Here is a 15,029-nt window from a genome sequence, read left to right as displayed (position 1 = left end):
TTTAGGGTGCGGCTTACTCGTTCCCGCCGTCGTCGCCCTCGCCGAACAATTGGGTTCGAGCTTCCGAGCGCGCGTCCTTGATGGCGCTCTTGATGGCGGTGCGCCGGTCCTCGGCGGACTGGTCCTTCCAATCGGCGGCGCTGGTCTCTTCCTCGATGTATTGTCGAGTGAGCTTGCCAGCGAGCGCCTGATAGCTGTCCCATTCCTTGTCGTTGAGCTTGCGCTTCTCACCCCCAAAGGTGCCGCGACGCTGAAGGCGACCGATGCCCGCACCGCTATCGCGGATCGCTTCAACATCGGGGTCGATGGTCGCGTTGCTGGTCCGGATCGGGCTGGCGATATCCGGCCCTAGCGTTTCCTTGGTGACGCGCGGGTCGCCCATGACGTCGCGCGTGGGGTTCTGGTCCTTGCTCAAGCCGGGGATGCGGTTCTTGATGGCGTCGAGTTGCCCTTCCGCGAAACTGTCTTCGCTGGTGGTGCGCTGCACGGGGTCGAGGACATTGGCGGTCTGCGACACAATGGCGGGCACGGCCACGCCAGCAATGCGCTGCTGAATGATGCGCACGGCCTGTTGAGGATTGCCACTACCGGCAGCATCGACTGCCGAGAAGACATCGCTGATGCCGGTGAGGAACGACTTGTTCTCAAGGTTCGAGACCATGCCGCCGATGAGTAGCGCCGTGGTCTTGTCGCGCTGCGCCTCGGTCATTCCCGACTGCTTGTCCGCAAGGTCGGCAGCTACGCCGAGAATGGACGCGAACGGGTCAAGGCGCTGGTAACTGTAGTATCTGTCCCCGACCTTGAGCGAGTAGGGTTGCCAGCCTTCGGCGACGAGCAACGATTTCTGCTGCGGATCGGCGGGGCCATTGCCGGTAATGAATCCATCTTCGACGCCCTTGTAAGCGGCCATGGCAAGGCCGGTGCCGAACATCACCTTAGCGACCGCCACGTCGCGGCGGGCTCCGCCAGCGGCAAGCTCCTTCCACACGCTCGGCATGGTGACGGCGAGCGGCGAGTGTTCGACCGAGTATTTGAAGATGTTCGCCGGAGTGCGGATGAAGGGCAGGAACAGCTTGAGGGCGGGGCTCTCGTTCACCAAGCGCTGCAAGTTCGTCCCGAGCTTGCCCGTAAGCTGGCGCTGGAAGGTGAGGTAACGGCCATAGTCACCGGCCTGAGCAAGCATCTTCTGAGTGGGGTTGGCGATGAGTTCGGCGATGCGCGTCTTGGCGGCGGCTCCGCGCAGACCTTCGCCGCGCGCAATGCGCACGGCCTGCGCATTCATCTCCATGCGGCGAGCCATGCTCTTGAAGAACTCGTCTTCGACTTCGAGCGCGGCCAGCGGGGCGCGGACGATCTTTCCCTTCGTGCCCGAAATGGCTTGGTGGCGCGCGGCTTCGATCTTGGAGAACTCGTCTAGGCGTTCGCCAGTGCGGAGATAGCGGGACACGGCTTCCGCGCCGTCCTTTGCGCCTTGGAGTAGGCCGAATGCGCGGGCACCGACTTCGCTGAAAAGAACCCTGTCGGTGCTGCGGCCAAGGACTTTGTTCACGCCGCCGCGAACGGCACCGATACCAGCAGCGATGCCGTGCTCGATGGGCGCGGTCAGAGCCGTGATGGTGTTGCCGACAATGTTCGCCATGTGGGTCTGGGGACCAGACAGCATGCCCGCGTAGTAGAGTTCGACTGCCTTATCGAGGCGGGTCGGCTTCCATGCCTCAGCCGCCGCGCGGTTGAAGTCGCCGGGATTATCCGCCCGGTCGAGTAGGTCTTGAGCGATCTTTTTGAGGTCGGTTTCCTTGCCCGCAACAGCGGCGCGCAACACTTCCTCGCGCACCGAACCGCTATTGGCAGAGATACGGAAGGCACTCAGAGCGCGGCCAGCCTCGGCGGTCGCTCCGGTGACCTGCTCTTGAATCGCGGCATGGCGAATAAGTGCGCGCTGGAATGCGGCAAGGTCTTCGGCTCCGCCGTTGTCCTTCGCCACACGGGCCAGAAGCTGGAGCTCCTCCGCCGACTTGGCCAAAATGTTGCGTGCAGCATAGGCTTGCTCGGCGTTGAGTGCCTGACCTTCGCGACGGTTGAGAAGATCGTCGGCGGTCATGCCAAGGTCTTCGGCCAGCGCCTGCGTTTCTTCGTGCGAGATGACGCCACGGCGCGCACCGTCGAAGCCGAAGGTATCTTCGGCCTTCTTCAGCGCATGCGTGATATCATCGACGGATTCGATGTGGTCGAGATTGATGTTGGCAATCTTGTCCTTGGCGGCAGCGGAGCCGTTCGGAACGAAGTCAGCCGGGTTGGCGGCTTCGGCCTTGGCGGCGGTCTCCCCGGCGTCGCGCGAGAAGCTCGTCCCCAAGAGCGGCACTTCCTTGGTCGGGCCAGCCGCGCCCGCTGGGGTTGGCGTCATGTCCTGAATGAGTTCGTCCTTGGGGCTCTCATCCGCCATTGCTCGACGCACATTGCTTTCGATGGGGGCAGCATCGACTGCGGCGGGCGCGACTTCTGCGCCGGTTGCGGCGTGCGCGACATCGTCGGCGTAGGCTCGACCACCAAGGCCACCAAAGTCGGCACCTTCGCGCACTGTTCGAATGGCGGGCGCAATGACGCCACGGCCAACGGCTTCACCCGCGACACCAAGCGCGGCACCGGCTGCGGCACCTTCGAGGCGGTGACCTTCACCGGCTTCGCTGGCTCCGTAGAGCGACGACATAGAGACATCGACCGCGCCTTGAACGGTAGCGGGATTGAGTGCGGGGAGCGCAGCCTTTGCAGCCGCACCACCAGCGATTGCACCAGCGATGCCGCCACCGATTGCACCGGTCCATGACGCGACCGGGTGAGCGTCGAATGCCTGCTGTTCCCAAGCATTGCCTTCATTGCCTGTAAGGAAGACTGGGGCACCAGCGGTTGCCGCATTGGCCCAGTTACCAATAAGGGCACCGGTTCCTGACTGAGAGAAGTTGTTCGACTCCTGCTCGCCATCACCAAGCTGAACCTGCTTGCCCACATAGGCGCGGTTCTCGTTCGGGTGCGTCTTCACCCAGCGAAGGTTGGCATCCCAAATCTTCGGCCCGCCCTGTAGCCCGCCATAGGTGGGATAGCGGGCGTTGAACTGCGCTTGGGCTTGGTCGAACGGGACGCCAGCGTGCAGCATCCCATTGATGAGCGCTTCCGCGCCGTGGTCGATCTCTTGAACCTTGGTGCTGCCCGTGGGGGCAATGACTTTCTGCTCGGGCGCGCTGAACTCAATCGGCACCGTGGTGGGATGGTCGATCTGCTCGTTGGCTGCGGCCTTGGGCGTCGGCGGCGGAGCCGGTGTCGAGTTGTCCGGAGCGCTGGTGTCGGGATGGCTGACAATCTCAAGGTCATGCTCGGCATTGCTGCCGGTGGCGATGGGAGCGCCGCCCCAACCGGGAAGCTGAAGGTGGACATGGTCGCCCTCGAAGATGGCGCGACCACCCGGCCACTGCGCAGCAATCTGCGAAGCGCGGCGGTGAAGGTCGCCCCAGCTTAGGCCGGAGTTCCCCGGCGTGAGGTCCATCGCATCGCCAGTCAGGTGCTTGCTGTGCGGCTTGCCACCAATGGCGGCATTGTAGCCAACTTCGCGAACGCCACTGGCAATGTGCACGCCCCAATCCTGAACCGTCTTGATAGGGTCGATATCGGGGTGGCTTTGCTGCGGCTCCGGCGCGGGGGTGCTGTGAGTTGTCGGCGTGCTGACAATCTCAAAGTCAGAATCGTCTAACTTGGGAGCCGGTTCTGGTTTCGAAGCAGGCTCGGCCTGCGGGGATGATACGATCTCGAAGTCGTCGTCGCTAAAGTCCATGACTTACTTATTGCGGAACCCACTGGCCGCCCCGACGAACATACATCTTCCCGTTCTGCTTATTGCGGGCGACCGTTCCCTCGGGGATTGAACCACCAGCGGCGGGCGCGGCACCACCATGGTGGTGACCCTTGCCCTGATAGCTGGCGCTGCCACGCGTGGTCGCGGCCTGAATGTCCTGACCGCGAACGGTGTTGCCCTCGGTGGCCTGATTGTGACGAACACTTTCGTCGGCTCGACCAGCGGAAGTGTCGGCGTTCTGCTGCGCAATGCCAACGCGCTGCTGACCCTGACCCTCGGTGACCTGATTGTGGCGACCGGTCTCATCAACGCGCTGCTGTCCCTGACCTTCCGTCACGACATTGTGACGGCCAGTTTCATCGACGCGCTGCTGGTTGATGTGACCCTGATACTGCTGATTGGCCGACATGCCGCGCTGTTGAAGCTGCGCCACAACCTCGGGCGAGTAGGTGGTGGGCAAGTCGTCCATCCAATCGACCGGATATCCAAGGCGCGAATACTCATTGCGGACATCGGCCCGCACTGCGTCGTAGCCTGCCTGATCTCGAACCGAGCCGAGCTTCTGCATGGCATAGTTGTTGAGGCTCTGGAGGTTCTTCACGTCACCAGTGGTGATGCGCGTGTTGCGCGTCTGTAGAAGGGCGATGTCCTTGGGGTTGGCACCCGCCGCAATCGCTGCCTTCACAGCCGGATCGTTGCCATTCGAGGCGACTAGGTAAGCGCCCGCCGCGTGCTCCTCATCTTCGGCTTTCTGGTCCTTGTGCATCTGCATCGCGAGTTCGGGATTGATTGAGTAGAGTTCCTTCCACGCGTTGTGGTCGCCAGTCTGCGCGGCCTGCACCAGCTTGGCGGTGCGAGCCTGCTTGAACTGCTGATTGAACGACTGGAAAAAGGCGTTCGCCGACTGCGCCGGGGCGTCGGTGTTAAGCTGCACATTCTGTGAGACAGTGGGGAAGTCTGACATACTCTCCTTTAGTAGCGACCGATGATCGAGCCGCCGATATTACCCATCGTATTCGAGATCGATTGCACCATTGAGTTGGTCGCGTTGGCACGAGTGTAGGCGTTGTTGGCTGCGGCGTTGGCTTGGTTCTGATAAGCCGTAGCGGCATTGTTCATTGCGCCTGTGACGCCAGCGCCCATGGTGTTCGCGTCGCCAGCGATTGCCGAAGCTGCACCGCGACCTTGCTCGGCCACGCCAGTGACGTTTCCAAGGTAGGTCTGGTAATAGCTGTCGGCCATGTTGCGCGCGTAGTTGTCGAGCGCCTTCGCAGTCGCGCCACTATTGCCGAGACCGCGCATGTAGGCGTTTTCGTTAATGCCCCTGAGGCCCTCTTTATATTGAAACTCGTAACCCGGAGTCGAACGGATGATGTCCGTCATCGACGGCGTGGTGTTCATGCGGCTCGCGCCGTCGCTGATGCCATTGGCGGTGGGCACGGTGACATCCGGCGTGGTGGTCGAAGTCGTCGGCGTTGCGGTGGTGGCCGGAGCAGTCCCGCCAATCGTGAAGGGCGAGAGGTCGCGGCGCGAGCCATCCTGCGCGTAGTGATACTGGCCAAACTGGACGATATCGCCGTGGAAGGGCATGCCGCTCGAAGTGTTCTGGATAGCCATCCAGTTGGCGTAAGCGTCGGGGTTGCCGCGCACATAAGCTGCCCAATCGACGCTGCCGTTGGGCGCAGTCGGGGCAGGGGCCACCGTCTGCACCGGCTGTGACAGGGTCGAAGTAAGAGCCTGAAGGGCCGAGACAGGCTGAGCCGTCTGGACCGGCGTGGCGTAAGAGCTAACCTTCGGCGCGTTGTAACTCGCGTCCGGGTTGTCGAACGCACTGATGCCGGGTTCGCTAAGGTAGCGTGCGCTGCCGTAAGCCGGGATCATACTAGCTGACCCCCGACATTAAGGCCCATGCGACGGAGCATGCCGATAGTATCGGGATTTACACCGGCACCGGCTCCCGTGGTTGCGGTCGCGCCGGTCGGCGTGGTTGCGGTCGGCGTTGCGGCGGGCTGCATGGCGTTCATTGAAGCAGTCTTCAACGAGGTCGGAGATTGCAGGCCGAGCAAGTCCATGACGCGCTGCTGAGCAACTGTGCCACTATCCATCCACGGCGTAAGATTCTTCACTGCTTCGGCGTGGTTGTCCTTCCAAAGCTGCTGCTCTTGGTTCGCGATCTGAAGCTGACTGTCGGTCGCCTGCTGCTGTGCGGCAGCGGCGGTATTCGCTGCCTTCGTGGTGGCATGGCTTGAGATCGCCGCACCAGCGATGGACCCAAGTCCTGCAACGGCTGCGCCGATTGCTATCTGGGGCATGATGTCACCTGATTGTTCATTGTTTGATATTTATCGCGAAAGCCCCTCCACTCGCTTCGTCTGGTCAGGAATAGCTCTACTTCTCCCAACAGGGGACTGAAGGCTCGACCTTGGCTGATTCCACCTACTTTGCGGGCGAAATATCGCGCCCGAATGTTAGTGATTGCGGGCTCTGCCCAAACCGCAGCCGCACCTTGATTAAAGAACATTTCATGCAGAACGGCGGTGGCAAACCGTAGCGCTTCGAGACCGCGAGTTTGCGGCAATGCGCCAACGTGAAACTCCCAAACTCCCCCGTCATCCATCGTCGCTGTCTTCTCCAGAAAGATGCCAATCGTTTCTGCTTCATCGTGGAAGAAGCGAAAGCGGTCGGCGTATTCGGGATCGAAACAGGCGGAGTAATCGAGTGTCGCCTCGAACCCCGCAGGAACTGAAAGCGCGAAGATAGTGGAGTGATTGGCTAGGTTGTTCGCCACGCGGGCGTCGGTGGCGACGATCAAGCGGACCAACCGCCTTCGATGTCGATAGCCGCCAGTTCCTCGGCGGTGGTGGCCGCATCAATGGCGTTCTTGAGCGCGGTCGCCGTGTCGTGGACGCTGCTCACACCGGCCATTACGGTAAGGCCGAACTGCATCGCCTGCGTGGCATCGAGCGGCACAACGCTGTTGTCGGCCATGGTGAAGTTAACGCTGAACGGCTGACCCAACGCCTGCGCCGCCATCGCTCCAGTTACGATGCCGGTGATCTTGCCACGGCTGTCGAGGTCGGATTGCGCGGTGCCCCACGGGGTGACCATGCCACCGTTTTCATGCTCGAACTTGAGCGCTGCGACGCGGTCAATGGCGCGCTCTTTAAGCGTGGCTAGCGGGACTTCCCAATCGGTGCCGTTCCAGACTTCATCCGGGACAGGCATGCGGGTGCGTTCCTGCGCGCCTTCGCACGGCGCTTCTTCCGCATAGACGAACTGCGTTTCGACAACGGTTGAGCCGTCCTTTTTCGTGACGGGCGCGGTGACTTCAAAGACCCTCATTAGCTGCCGTCTCCCTTTACGGTGACGGAGCCGTAGAGATTGGCGACCGATGTGGTTCGACCCGCCGAGATGTAGCAGACCACCCGGAACTTCTGCGTCGAGCCCGCCGTCAATCCGGTCTGCACGGTATCGAACGAGACATTGCCGGGGTCATTAATCCACGAGGGCTCGGTGACCGTGCCTTCGTTGTAGCGAAGGAACGCCGGGTTACTGGCAACATAGGCGTTCACGTCCGCCCATGCCGAGCCGTTCCACCACTGCGCCTTGGCGCTAAGCGTCTGCGTTGCCCCACCCGTCACACCAGTGAGGGTGTGATCGAACGCCACCGAAACGCGCGCCTGAGTTACGCTCGAACCAAGCGTAACGGTTAGTTCGTCTGAAATGAGATTGGGCGATGTCGAGACCGTCGCGTTGACGGTGGTGAGCGAAGTGTCGGTGTTGTTGGTGCCACCGGTCGCACCGGTCGGTGCCGTAGGCGGTGCCGCTGCAATCGTCTTCGAGACAGTGACGTCGTAAGGGCGCGCGACGCCAAGGGTCGCTGTAACGCGAAGCGCTCCGGTTACCGTCGTCATGGCGCTCACCGTCACCAGACCGCGCGTGCCGGTGGTATTGCCAACGGTCGCGGTAACGCCACCAGTCGAGGTGGACACCGCCCACGTCGCCTGTTCGGTGACATCAACGCCGCTCTTAATCAGACGGTATTGCGTGTCCTTGGGAAGCTGACCGGCCTGCGCCGTGGTGCCGTTGCTTTCGAAACCAATCGAGATTGCCCCCGCACCAGTGATGGCCGAAGTGACGTCGGCGGCAAACTCGTTGCCGGGGCCGGGGCTAAAGTTCGGGAACGCGGTCTGCGCCGAACCGGCAGAGCAAAGCATTGGCTCGATGATACCAATCGAACCCGCGCCAGCAGTGCCGGTGTTGTAGAGATAGGCTTCGAACCAAGCCGAGTAGGCGTTCGCGGGAACGGTGGTAAAAACGCCGATGCGGGTCAGCACATTGTCGGTGGTGCCGCTTCCAATGGTGACGCTCGAAAGCGGCGCACCCGATGCGTCCAAGTAGCTCAGGTTATAGTTCCAAGTGCCGGTCGCGCCGACGACATCGACTTGAGTCTTGAGACCGGCGAAGATGCGCTCACCGGGGCGCACAGGAATGCGCGCGCCGGGGTTCATGTAGTCGGTGCCGACGCTGAACACTTGGGTCGCCGCGCCGAAGACGCCGACGCCTTGAATGAGGCGCACGCCGCTAGTGGTGAGCGCGCTAAGCGTTACCGAGATTGCGTTCGGATTGTAGAGAATGCCGTAACCGCTCGTGCCATTTTCGGCGAGCGAGAACCGCACACGGTTGCCGTCACCGACTGCGGTATTGAATGCAGTGACATCGGCGTTGTCTGCCGGTCGGCCCGTGCCAGTCACGCCAGACCAAGTTGCAGTTGTGGCCGCGACTGCCGCTTCGGCACGTGCCGTCGTAGCCGTCGTCTGCGCGGCCTGAATCAAGCCAAGCTGCGTGCCGAGGTCGGTGTAGCCCTTTTCGATTTGAGCGAACGCCGAGTTGATCCAGCTTTGAAAGTTGGATTGCGGCTTGCCGTTGTTCTGCGTGATTGGATTGGTGCCCAGTCGGGGCAGGCGAAACGAAGGCATCAGTTCGGACGCGCCTCATTCGCCCATGCTCCCGAGATGCGTAGCGGCGCATCGACCACGCACGAGAACTCGACCACGCGCACCGGAGCCTTGGCCGCACCCAGTCGCCAGAAATCGACGATATCGGTGAGGGCGCTGCTCACCTTGGTGCGATAGGCGGACCACGCACGGAGACCGTCGCGGAAGCGCATGCGAATGCTAATCGGCTGATTGCTGCCGACATGGACGGACACGTTGTCGTTGCGCTGGCGACCATGGTGGAAGGCGACCGCGCCGCTGACAGAGCGCTCGAAGATGATGCCGTCGTCGGTGTTGAGCGCCGGGTCGAGGACAAAGACTTTGCCGCTCGTGCTGTCACCGCAAAGCACATTGGTTCCGTAGGTGCACGAAACTTGCGGACGCCAGCCGATGCCCGTGGTGGAATACTCGGCCCACTCCGCCGTTAGTGTGTCGAGGCAGAAGGTGCCAACGCCGGGGATGTTGAGTGCGTAAATGGCATGGCCATCGAAGGTGTAGCTGAACGCGGTGAGGGGGCCGGTCCGCTTGCGGATGCGCTCTTCGATGCCGGAGTTAGAGACTCGTTCCGGATCGCCAGCAACGCGATAGACAATGCCATCGTCGCCGACCACGAACATCGAGTTGTCTAGCGGCAACAGCGTCTCTGCCGCCATTGCGCCACGATCCCACTCGCGCCCGGTGGCACGCACGAGGATGATGTCGGGGTCGAAGGTCGGTTGCCAAACTTCCATTGAGTTGGCTCCGAAGAAATAGACTTCGCTGCGCATGGTGCGCACGCCAATCAAACCATCGGGCATGGACTCGGCGGTCGCGAAGTGAAGCGGGTCAATGGTGTCGTCGCCGGGTTCGATCCAATACCAAGTGCCATCGGAGCACGCGATGATGAGGTAGCTATTGAGGCTCGCAATACCGACCGGAACGCGGCTCTCGGGAATCGAAACCGGCGTCCAAACGCCGTTGAAGAGATAGAGGTTACCGGCGCTCAACGTCGCGATGCAGAAGTTGGTGGCGGCAAACTGAACCTGCTTGCCGTCATTGGCGAGCGAAGCGATTAGCGTCACGCCCGACTGGTCGAAACTGTAGATTTTGTCCGCAACCACCGCGACCGGCTTGTTGAACAATAGACCGGATGTGTAGCTGAGACCGCGCACAGCGGTGCCGCTCGCAATGGTCTGATAGAGACGAAGGCCGGGGCGCTGAATGCGCGCAGTGGAGTCTTCCGCCGCGCCGCTTACATCGCGCTCGACGACCATGTTCTTAAGGGTGACTTCGGGCTGGAAAGACTGGTCGCGCGAGAAGCTGCCAACCCCGAGCGGGATGGCGACCATCTTACCAGAAGCTCCCGCGCTCGACGAACTCGGCGTTTTCCGACCACTGGAACACCAGCGCCTCTTCGAAGCGCATCGCAGACTGCGTGGTTTCTGGCGTCGGCTGCTGACCGTAAGTTGCGGCAAGCCGGATCGCGATTGCGCAGGCTAGTCCGTCTTCGTCGCGTGCAGACAGTGGCGCATAATCAGTAAGCTGGAGCCCGTTGATTTCGCACCACTTACGAACGCGGCCATCCCAAATGTAATCGCGGACATAACCGCCGCTTACTGCCGTGCTGACTTCCGAGAAGAGGCATAGATCGACGGGCGGACGCGCACGGCCAAAATCGACATCGAAGCAAACTTCACCGTAGCTTTCATCCGCTCCGACATAGGGCAAGGTCTGAGGCAGAATGACGGTTACAGTGCCGTCGTGGACGACGCGTTCGAACTCGCCAGCATAGTAGGGCGAGGAGTTGGGAATGACATCGTCACAGCGACCGAACGCGCCACCGTTGATGAGCCGTTGGTAGTAAGAGCGGAGGGAGCCGAGTGCGCGGTCGGTATCGACGGTTTCGGGAGTGGCTCCCGCGCCCAGCACGCCAATCTTTTCAAGGGCGAGAATGGCGATTTGCTGACAAGTTGAACTCATCATCTATTTAACGAGAAAGGGCGGCATCCTCTCGGATACCGCCCCTCATCTCTCGCTTTGTGCGAGCCGAACTTAGTCGGCCAGCGAAGCGTGGTAGATGCCCACAACGCCCGCCGCAGCGCCGTTGTAAGCCAGCTTAGCGGCAGCATCGACCATGACGATAGCAACGCCGTTCACCTGCCCGTAGGAGTAGGTGTCGGTGCGAGCTTCCGGCAGCATGCTGACGGCCTTACCAAGCGCCGAAGCGCCGCACAGGAATGCGTTGCCGACTACGGTGCCCGACGCACCAACGCCACCCAGATTGCCCAAGGTGGGAATCGGCACGACCGTGATTCCGTTTACGAAAAGGCACCCATCAGTGAAGAAAGGATTCTTCGACGGATCACGCGGGCGACCGTCAAGGTTGGCCTGCTTGAGGTCAGCCTGAAGGTCACGGAAGCCGGGAAGATCGCAGAACAGAACATAGTTTTCTTGGAAATCTTCAGCCGAAGTCGAGAGCGGCATGATCGACGGCTTGTTGACGCTTGCCTCAGTCATCTGAGCCTTACGCTTCGCAACGCCAAGGATGGCGACGGAGAGCTTGTCAGCAGCGGTGATGGTCAGGAGCGTGGCCGACATGTCGTTGGTTGCACCACCAGCCGGAGCCGTGGTGGCCAAGGCACGCGACTTGCTGTTGGCGGTGTCGGCGAAGACAGTGCGGTCGGCGTTGTTGTCGAGGTGCAAGTCCTTCTGAGCTTCAGTGGCCGAGCCATAAAGCACAGTGGTGTCTTCAACAGTCTGGTCGTTACCAGCGGCGTCCGAATAGGAGCCACGGATGATGACCGACTGGAGGGCGTCGGTGAACATGTTGCGCTCACGGCGAGCCGACCAATCCTTGAGGCCGGGGCGACCAGCGTCGAGAAGCTGAATCTCGCTCTGATAGGCATCGGCTTCATGCACTGCGACCGAGTTACCGGCGTAGGCGGTGCGGATAGCGAATGACCAGTTGCGCTGCTTTTCCTCGTTACCACGAAGGATGGTCGAGCCGTTGATGCCCGCACCGGTGAGCTTGGGAACCATCGGCAGATGGATTAGCGCACCCTTCTCCTTCGAGAGTTTCTTGTTGACGCGGATAAGCGCGTCATTGCCGTCGCCCATGAACTTGAGGAAGCCAGACTGGCGGTAATAATCGGTAGTAAAGTTTGCTTCCCAGACTTGCTTCTGCTGGGTCAGCGATAGGGTAGAGTTAGCCACTTAAGACGTCTCACTTATTCTTAAGCATGCGCTCGTAAAGCTCCTCTTTCGTCAGGACATTTGTGGACGGAGCGACTGCTCCACTTGCACCAGCCAAACTGCGAGTTGCCGTCGCCGCGACATGCGGTTGGTTTGCAGTGGCGGTCACAGACGCGGACACTGCGGTGCTCTGTTCGGCAGCCAAGCGGGCTTTGAATGCGGCGGGATCGCGCCGGTATTCTTCCCATTCAGCAGCTTCTTGAGCGTGACGGTTTTTTTCTTCTCGAATCGCAGCGATGGGATCGGTGGCGGCGAGCATTTGGCGCGCCCAGTTCTCGTCACCGAGAGAGGCCGCGTAATCCATGCATTCGTTGACGACTTCCTGCGGGTAGTTCGGCATCACTGACTGCAAGTTGGCGGTCAGATTTGCTAACTCTGCGCGGGTTCGTTCCGCTTGTTCCTGTTCACGCAGTTCATTGAAACGCTGCTCAGCTTCACGCTTCGCTTCATCAATGAGATGCTGCTTGAACTCGTCTGGATTCTCGAAAAGGTTCGGTTCGACAGTCTGGGATTTCTGCGCTTCTTCGAGTTCACGAATGCGCTCTTCCAACTTGGCTGCGCGCTCGGCTTCGGCTTGTGCCTTCTGCCTTGCTGCATGCAACGCTGGCTTCGGAACCCAGTTAGCCGGAGGCGGCGTGGGTGCGGGTTCAGCGGTAGTCTCTGCGACCGTTTCAGTAGGTTCAGCTACCGTCTCAGTCGGTGCTTCCTCAGTAGTTTCTACCGGTGCTTCGACCACTTCCGTGGCAGGAGTTTCGGCGGTTACTTCTTCAGTCGCTTCAGCGTTGGGCTCGTCATTGCTGCCGAGCAGGTAATCCAAGAACTTATCGTCCATTCAACCTTTCTTCGAAGGCCATATCGTTGCCCTCTTACGTCACGCCCGACTTTGAAATGACGGCGGCTCATTCTCATTGCTTGCGGTTCAATGAGGACCGGAACGCCCGTTTGCGTCGGCGGCACGCGAGCGGACGATCAATCCGCTCGGAACTATTTAGTTTGGAAAGCCAGATGCGCCGGGTTGTGGCATCATTGGATGCGGCGGTCGCAGTTCCGGTGCACTCTGCTGATGCATCATCGGGTGCTGCGGCGCTGACATGACCAAGGCAGTTTCGACCTTGGTGTAATCGGCTTCCGCATTCAGCTTGTTGGCGTGGGCCAAATCCTTCTGCGCCTCGGCCTGCACGCGAAGATGCTCAAGCTGCTGCTGCATCTGCTGCATCTGCTGCTGCATTTGCTGCATCGGCGCAGCCTGTTCCTGCATGCGAGCCATGCCCGCGTCGTAGCGCTCAAGCTGGCGCGTCCTATCCACCGTGAGGAACAACTCCATCACGAGACGGAACTGCGGATCGGTAATCGAAAGCTGCATGCCCTCGGCGTATTTGAGGATTTGCTCGTTAGCTTCCTGCTGCAAGCTGACCGTGTCGGGGACGCTATCAAGGATGATGTCTACGTCCATGGTGGCCAGCGCCTTCTCAAGGACAGGCACTGCCTTCATGGCAGGAGCGCCAGTGGTGGGGTCCATGACTGGAGCGCCTTGCGCGTCTGTCTGGGGCACCATGTTGACGCCCACCGGCACGTTGATTTCGAGATAGTCCGCAGCGCGAGCTTCGCCCGTCGTGCGAATCCACTGCTTGGTCGTCATAAACTGCTTGGCACCGAACCAGAGATGACGGTTCATTCGCTCTTCGAGCTTCTCAAGGTGAAGGAACGCGCGCGACCATTCGGTCAAACCGGCGTTCTGGAGAATCTGGCGAGCGCGTCCGCTATCCTGTCCACGCATTGCGCTTAGCACGGTTGAGCTTGGGGTGCGGCGGTCGAAGTCGGCTTCCGTCTTGGCTAGAAGCTGCGCCTGACCAGCGGCGATGTCGGGCACCGAGACCATGTCGGTTCCCCACGGGAGCACACCATCGGCCTTCTTCGCCTCGGCCTGCGCGGTCTTTTTGTCCTTGGCGTTCAATCCCTGTTCGGTGATGCGAATGCGGTGGTTCTGCGCTTCATTCAGAAGCACGCCACGGCGAGCATTGTATTCATCCTGTAGCGGTCGAAGCGCCATGATGGGGCCGAACCGCTCGCGCGTGTCGGGATTGATTTCGAACGATGCGGCGAGGATCGGGCAGATGCGATTGCCGTCATCATCCATAAACGGCGAAATGCCGAAGTCGATGAAGCCACCAGCGCAGTAGGTGACCTTATGCCACTGACCATCGGTGTGCTTGAAATAGAGTTCGACGATGCGAACTTTCTGGTCTTTCTTGTCCAACCAAAGCTGCTGATTTGCCTCGTCCATCCAGCCGGGAAGGGTGGCAAAGCAACCGTCAAACATCTCGGCCTTCTCGGGGTAGAGGCGCTTGGCTTCACCGCGATGGAGCATCATTGAAATGCCCATGAAGGACGCGTCGGAGTAATCCTGTTCCTTGCTCGTCGGGTCGTAGAAGAAGTCACTCCACGGGACGTGGCGAACGGCAATGCGGTCGGTGCCAGTGTAGGCACCTTCGCCCACAATGATCGCGCACGAACCGTAGATGAAGTAATCCTTCGAGAGCTTCATCTTGACGCTGCGCGTATCGGCGCGGTCGTTCAGGTAGCGCAGCACCTTGGTGGCGATGTCGGCGGAATCTTGCTGACTGGGGTCGCGCGCTTCGCACTTCGGGTCTGACTGTGCAGCGTCATAAACGCCGAGCACGCCATTGATGGCGCAATCGATCTTGTTGGTGTAGATGATTGGCTGATTGCGCTCGCGCCAAATCTTCTCAACGGCGGCAGGAATCTGCTCGTTGAAAAAGTAGCCAGCCTCAATGCGGCGCTCGATGTTGAACTTCGAAGTTCCGGATTCGGCGGTGGTGTAATAGTGGCGAGCTTCGACTTCGCTAATCGGGGGCTCGGGCTCATCTACAACGATTTCGAGTTCGCCGACTTCGGCGTCATTTTGAGGTTGATTAATCACGCAGTATTTAGAGAGA

Annotated in this window: 12 protein-coding genes; all 12 read right to left on the bottom strand. The window is 60.6% G+C overall.

Annotated elements, in window-relative coordinates; all coding sequences use genetic code 11:
- Positions 1–13: 13 nt before the first annotated feature.
- The 12 genes from GCU42_RS08115 to GCU42_RS08060 all read right to left on the bottom strand — a co-directional run bounded on the left by GCU42_RS08115 (position 14) and on the right by GCU42_RS08060 (position 15,013).
- Positions 14–3,823, bottom strand: coding sequence for a D-Ala-D-Ala carboxypeptidase family metallohydrolase (locus GCU42_RS08115; protein ID WP_114227045.1), 3,810 nt, complete (start codon positions 3,821–3,823; stop codon positions 14–16).
- 7 nt (positions 3,824–3,830) lie between these two features.
- Complete coding sequence (locus GCU42_RS08110) at positions 3,831–4,808, bottom strand: hypothetical protein (RefSeq protein ID WP_152569516.1); 978 nt, start codon at positions 4,806–4,808, stop codon at positions 3,831–3,833.
- A gap of 8 nt (positions 4,809–4,816) precedes the next feature.
- Positions 4,817–5,725, bottom strand: a complete 909-nt coding sequence (locus GCU42_RS08105; RefSeq protein ID WP_114227043.1) for a hypothetical protein — start codon at positions 5,723–5,725, stop codon at positions 4,817–4,819.
- Positions 5,722–6,156, bottom strand: a complete 435-nt coding sequence (locus GCU42_RS08100) for a hypothetical protein (RefSeq protein WP_114227042.1) — start codon at positions 6,154–6,156, stop codon at positions 5,722–5,724. The genes GCU42_RS08105 and GCU42_RS08100 overlap by 4 nt, the downstream gene beginning before the upstream one ends.
- Positions 6,144–6,656, bottom strand: a complete 513-nt coding sequence (locus tag GCU42_RS08095) for a hypothetical protein (RefSeq protein WP_152569515.1) — start codon at positions 6,654–6,656, stop codon at positions 6,144–6,146. The genes GCU42_RS08100 and GCU42_RS08095 overlap by 13 nt, the downstream gene beginning before the upstream one ends.
- Positions 6,653–7,186, bottom strand: coding sequence for a DUF4376 domain-containing protein (locus GCU42_RS08090; RefSeq protein ID WP_114227041.1), 534 nt, complete (start codon positions 7,184–7,186; stop codon positions 6,653–6,655). Before GCU42_RS08090 ends, GCU42_RS08095 begins: the two co-directional genes overlap by 4 nt.
- Positions 7,186–8,823 (bottom strand): hypothetical protein, encoded by a 1,638-nt coding sequence (locus GCU42_RS08085; RefSeq protein ID WP_114227040.1) that lies wholly within the window; start codon positions 8,821–8,823, stop codon positions 7,186–7,188. Before GCU42_RS08085 ends, GCU42_RS08090 begins: the two co-directional genes overlap by 1 nt.
- Positions 8,823–10,169, bottom strand: a complete 1,347-nt coding sequence (locus tag GCU42_RS08080; protein ID WP_114227039.1) for a hypothetical protein — start codon at positions 10,167–10,169, stop codon at positions 8,823–8,825. Before GCU42_RS08080 ends, GCU42_RS08085 begins: the two co-directional genes overlap by 1 nt.
- 1 nt (position 10,170) lies before the next feature.
- On the bottom strand, positions 10,171–10,803 hold the full coding sequence (locus GCU42_RS08075) for a hypothetical protein (protein WP_114227038.1): 633 nt from the start codon (positions 10,801–10,803) through the stop codon (positions 10,171–10,173).
- Between the two features lie 69 nt (positions 10,804–10,872).
- The gene (locus GCU42_RS08070) at positions 10,873–12,033 is read right to left on the bottom strand and encodes a phage capsid family protein (protein ID WP_152569514.1); all 1,161 of its coding nucleotides are present in this window, start codon (positions 12,031–12,033) and stop codon (positions 10,873–10,875) included.
- 10 nt (positions 12,034–12,043) lie between these two features.
- The gene (locus GCU42_RS08065) at positions 12,044–12,904 is read right to left on the bottom strand and encodes a hypothetical protein (protein WP_152569513.1); all 861 of its coding nucleotides are present in this window, start codon (positions 12,902–12,904) and stop codon (positions 12,044–12,046) included.
- Between the two features lie 156 nt (positions 12,905–13,060).
- Positions 13,061–15,013 (bottom strand): portal protein, encoded by a 1,953-nt coding sequence (locus GCU42_RS08060; RefSeq protein ID WP_114227035.1) that lies wholly within the window; start codon positions 15,011–15,013, stop codon positions 13,061–13,063.
- Positions 15,014–15,029 lie beyond the last annotated feature (16 nt).

Origin of the sequence: Sphingomonas ginsengisoli An et al. 2013, from assembly GCF_009363895.1 — a bacterium.
GTDB classification, from domain to species: domain Bacteria; phylum Pseudomonadota; class Alphaproteobacteria; order Sphingomonadales; family Sphingomonadaceae; genus Sphingomicrobium; species Sphingomicrobium ginsengisoli.
The sequence above is the reverse complement of the archived record's forward strand: the minus strand, read 5'-3'. Positions and strand labels throughout refer to the sequence as shown.

Bases quoted from the DNA above. Each gene is read 5' to 3' on its own strand.
- GCU42_RS08105 (WP_114227043.1), bottom strand. From the start codon at position 5,725: ATGATCCCGGCTTACGGCAGCGCACGCTACCTTAGCGAACCCGGCATC.
- GCU42_RS08085 (WP_114227040.1), bottom strand. From the start codon at position 8,823: ATGCCTTCGTTTCGCCTGCCCCGACTGGGCACCAATCCAATCACGCAG.
- GCU42_RS08100 (WP_114227042.1), bottom strand. From the start codon at position 6,156: ATGCCCCAGATAGCAATCGGCGCAGCCGTTGCAGGACTTGGGTCCATC.
- GCU42_RS08115 (WP_114227045.1), bottom strand. From the start codon at position 3,823: ATGGACTTTAGCGACGACGACTTCGAGATCGTATCATCCCCGCAGGCC.
- GCU42_RS08065 (WP_152569513.1), bottom strand. From the start codon at position 12,904: ATGGACGATAAGTTCTTGGATTACCTGCTCGGCAGCAATGACGAGCCC.
- GCU42_RS08075 (WP_114227038.1), bottom strand. From the start codon at position 10,803: ATGATGAGTTCAACTTGTCAGCAAATCGCCATTCTCGCCCTTGAAAAG.
- GCU42_RS08090 (WP_114227041.1), bottom strand. From the start codon at position 7,186: ATGAGGGTCTTTGAAGTCACCGCGCCCGTCACGAAAAAGGACGGCTCA.
- GCU42_RS08110 (WP_152569516.1), bottom strand. From the start codon at position 4,808: ATGTCAGACTTCCCCACTGTCTCACAGAATGTGCAGCTTAACACCGAC.
- GCU42_RS08080 (WP_114227039.1), bottom strand. From the start codon at position 10,169: ATGGTCGCCATCCCGCTCGGGGTTGGCAGCTTCTCGCGCGACCAGTCT.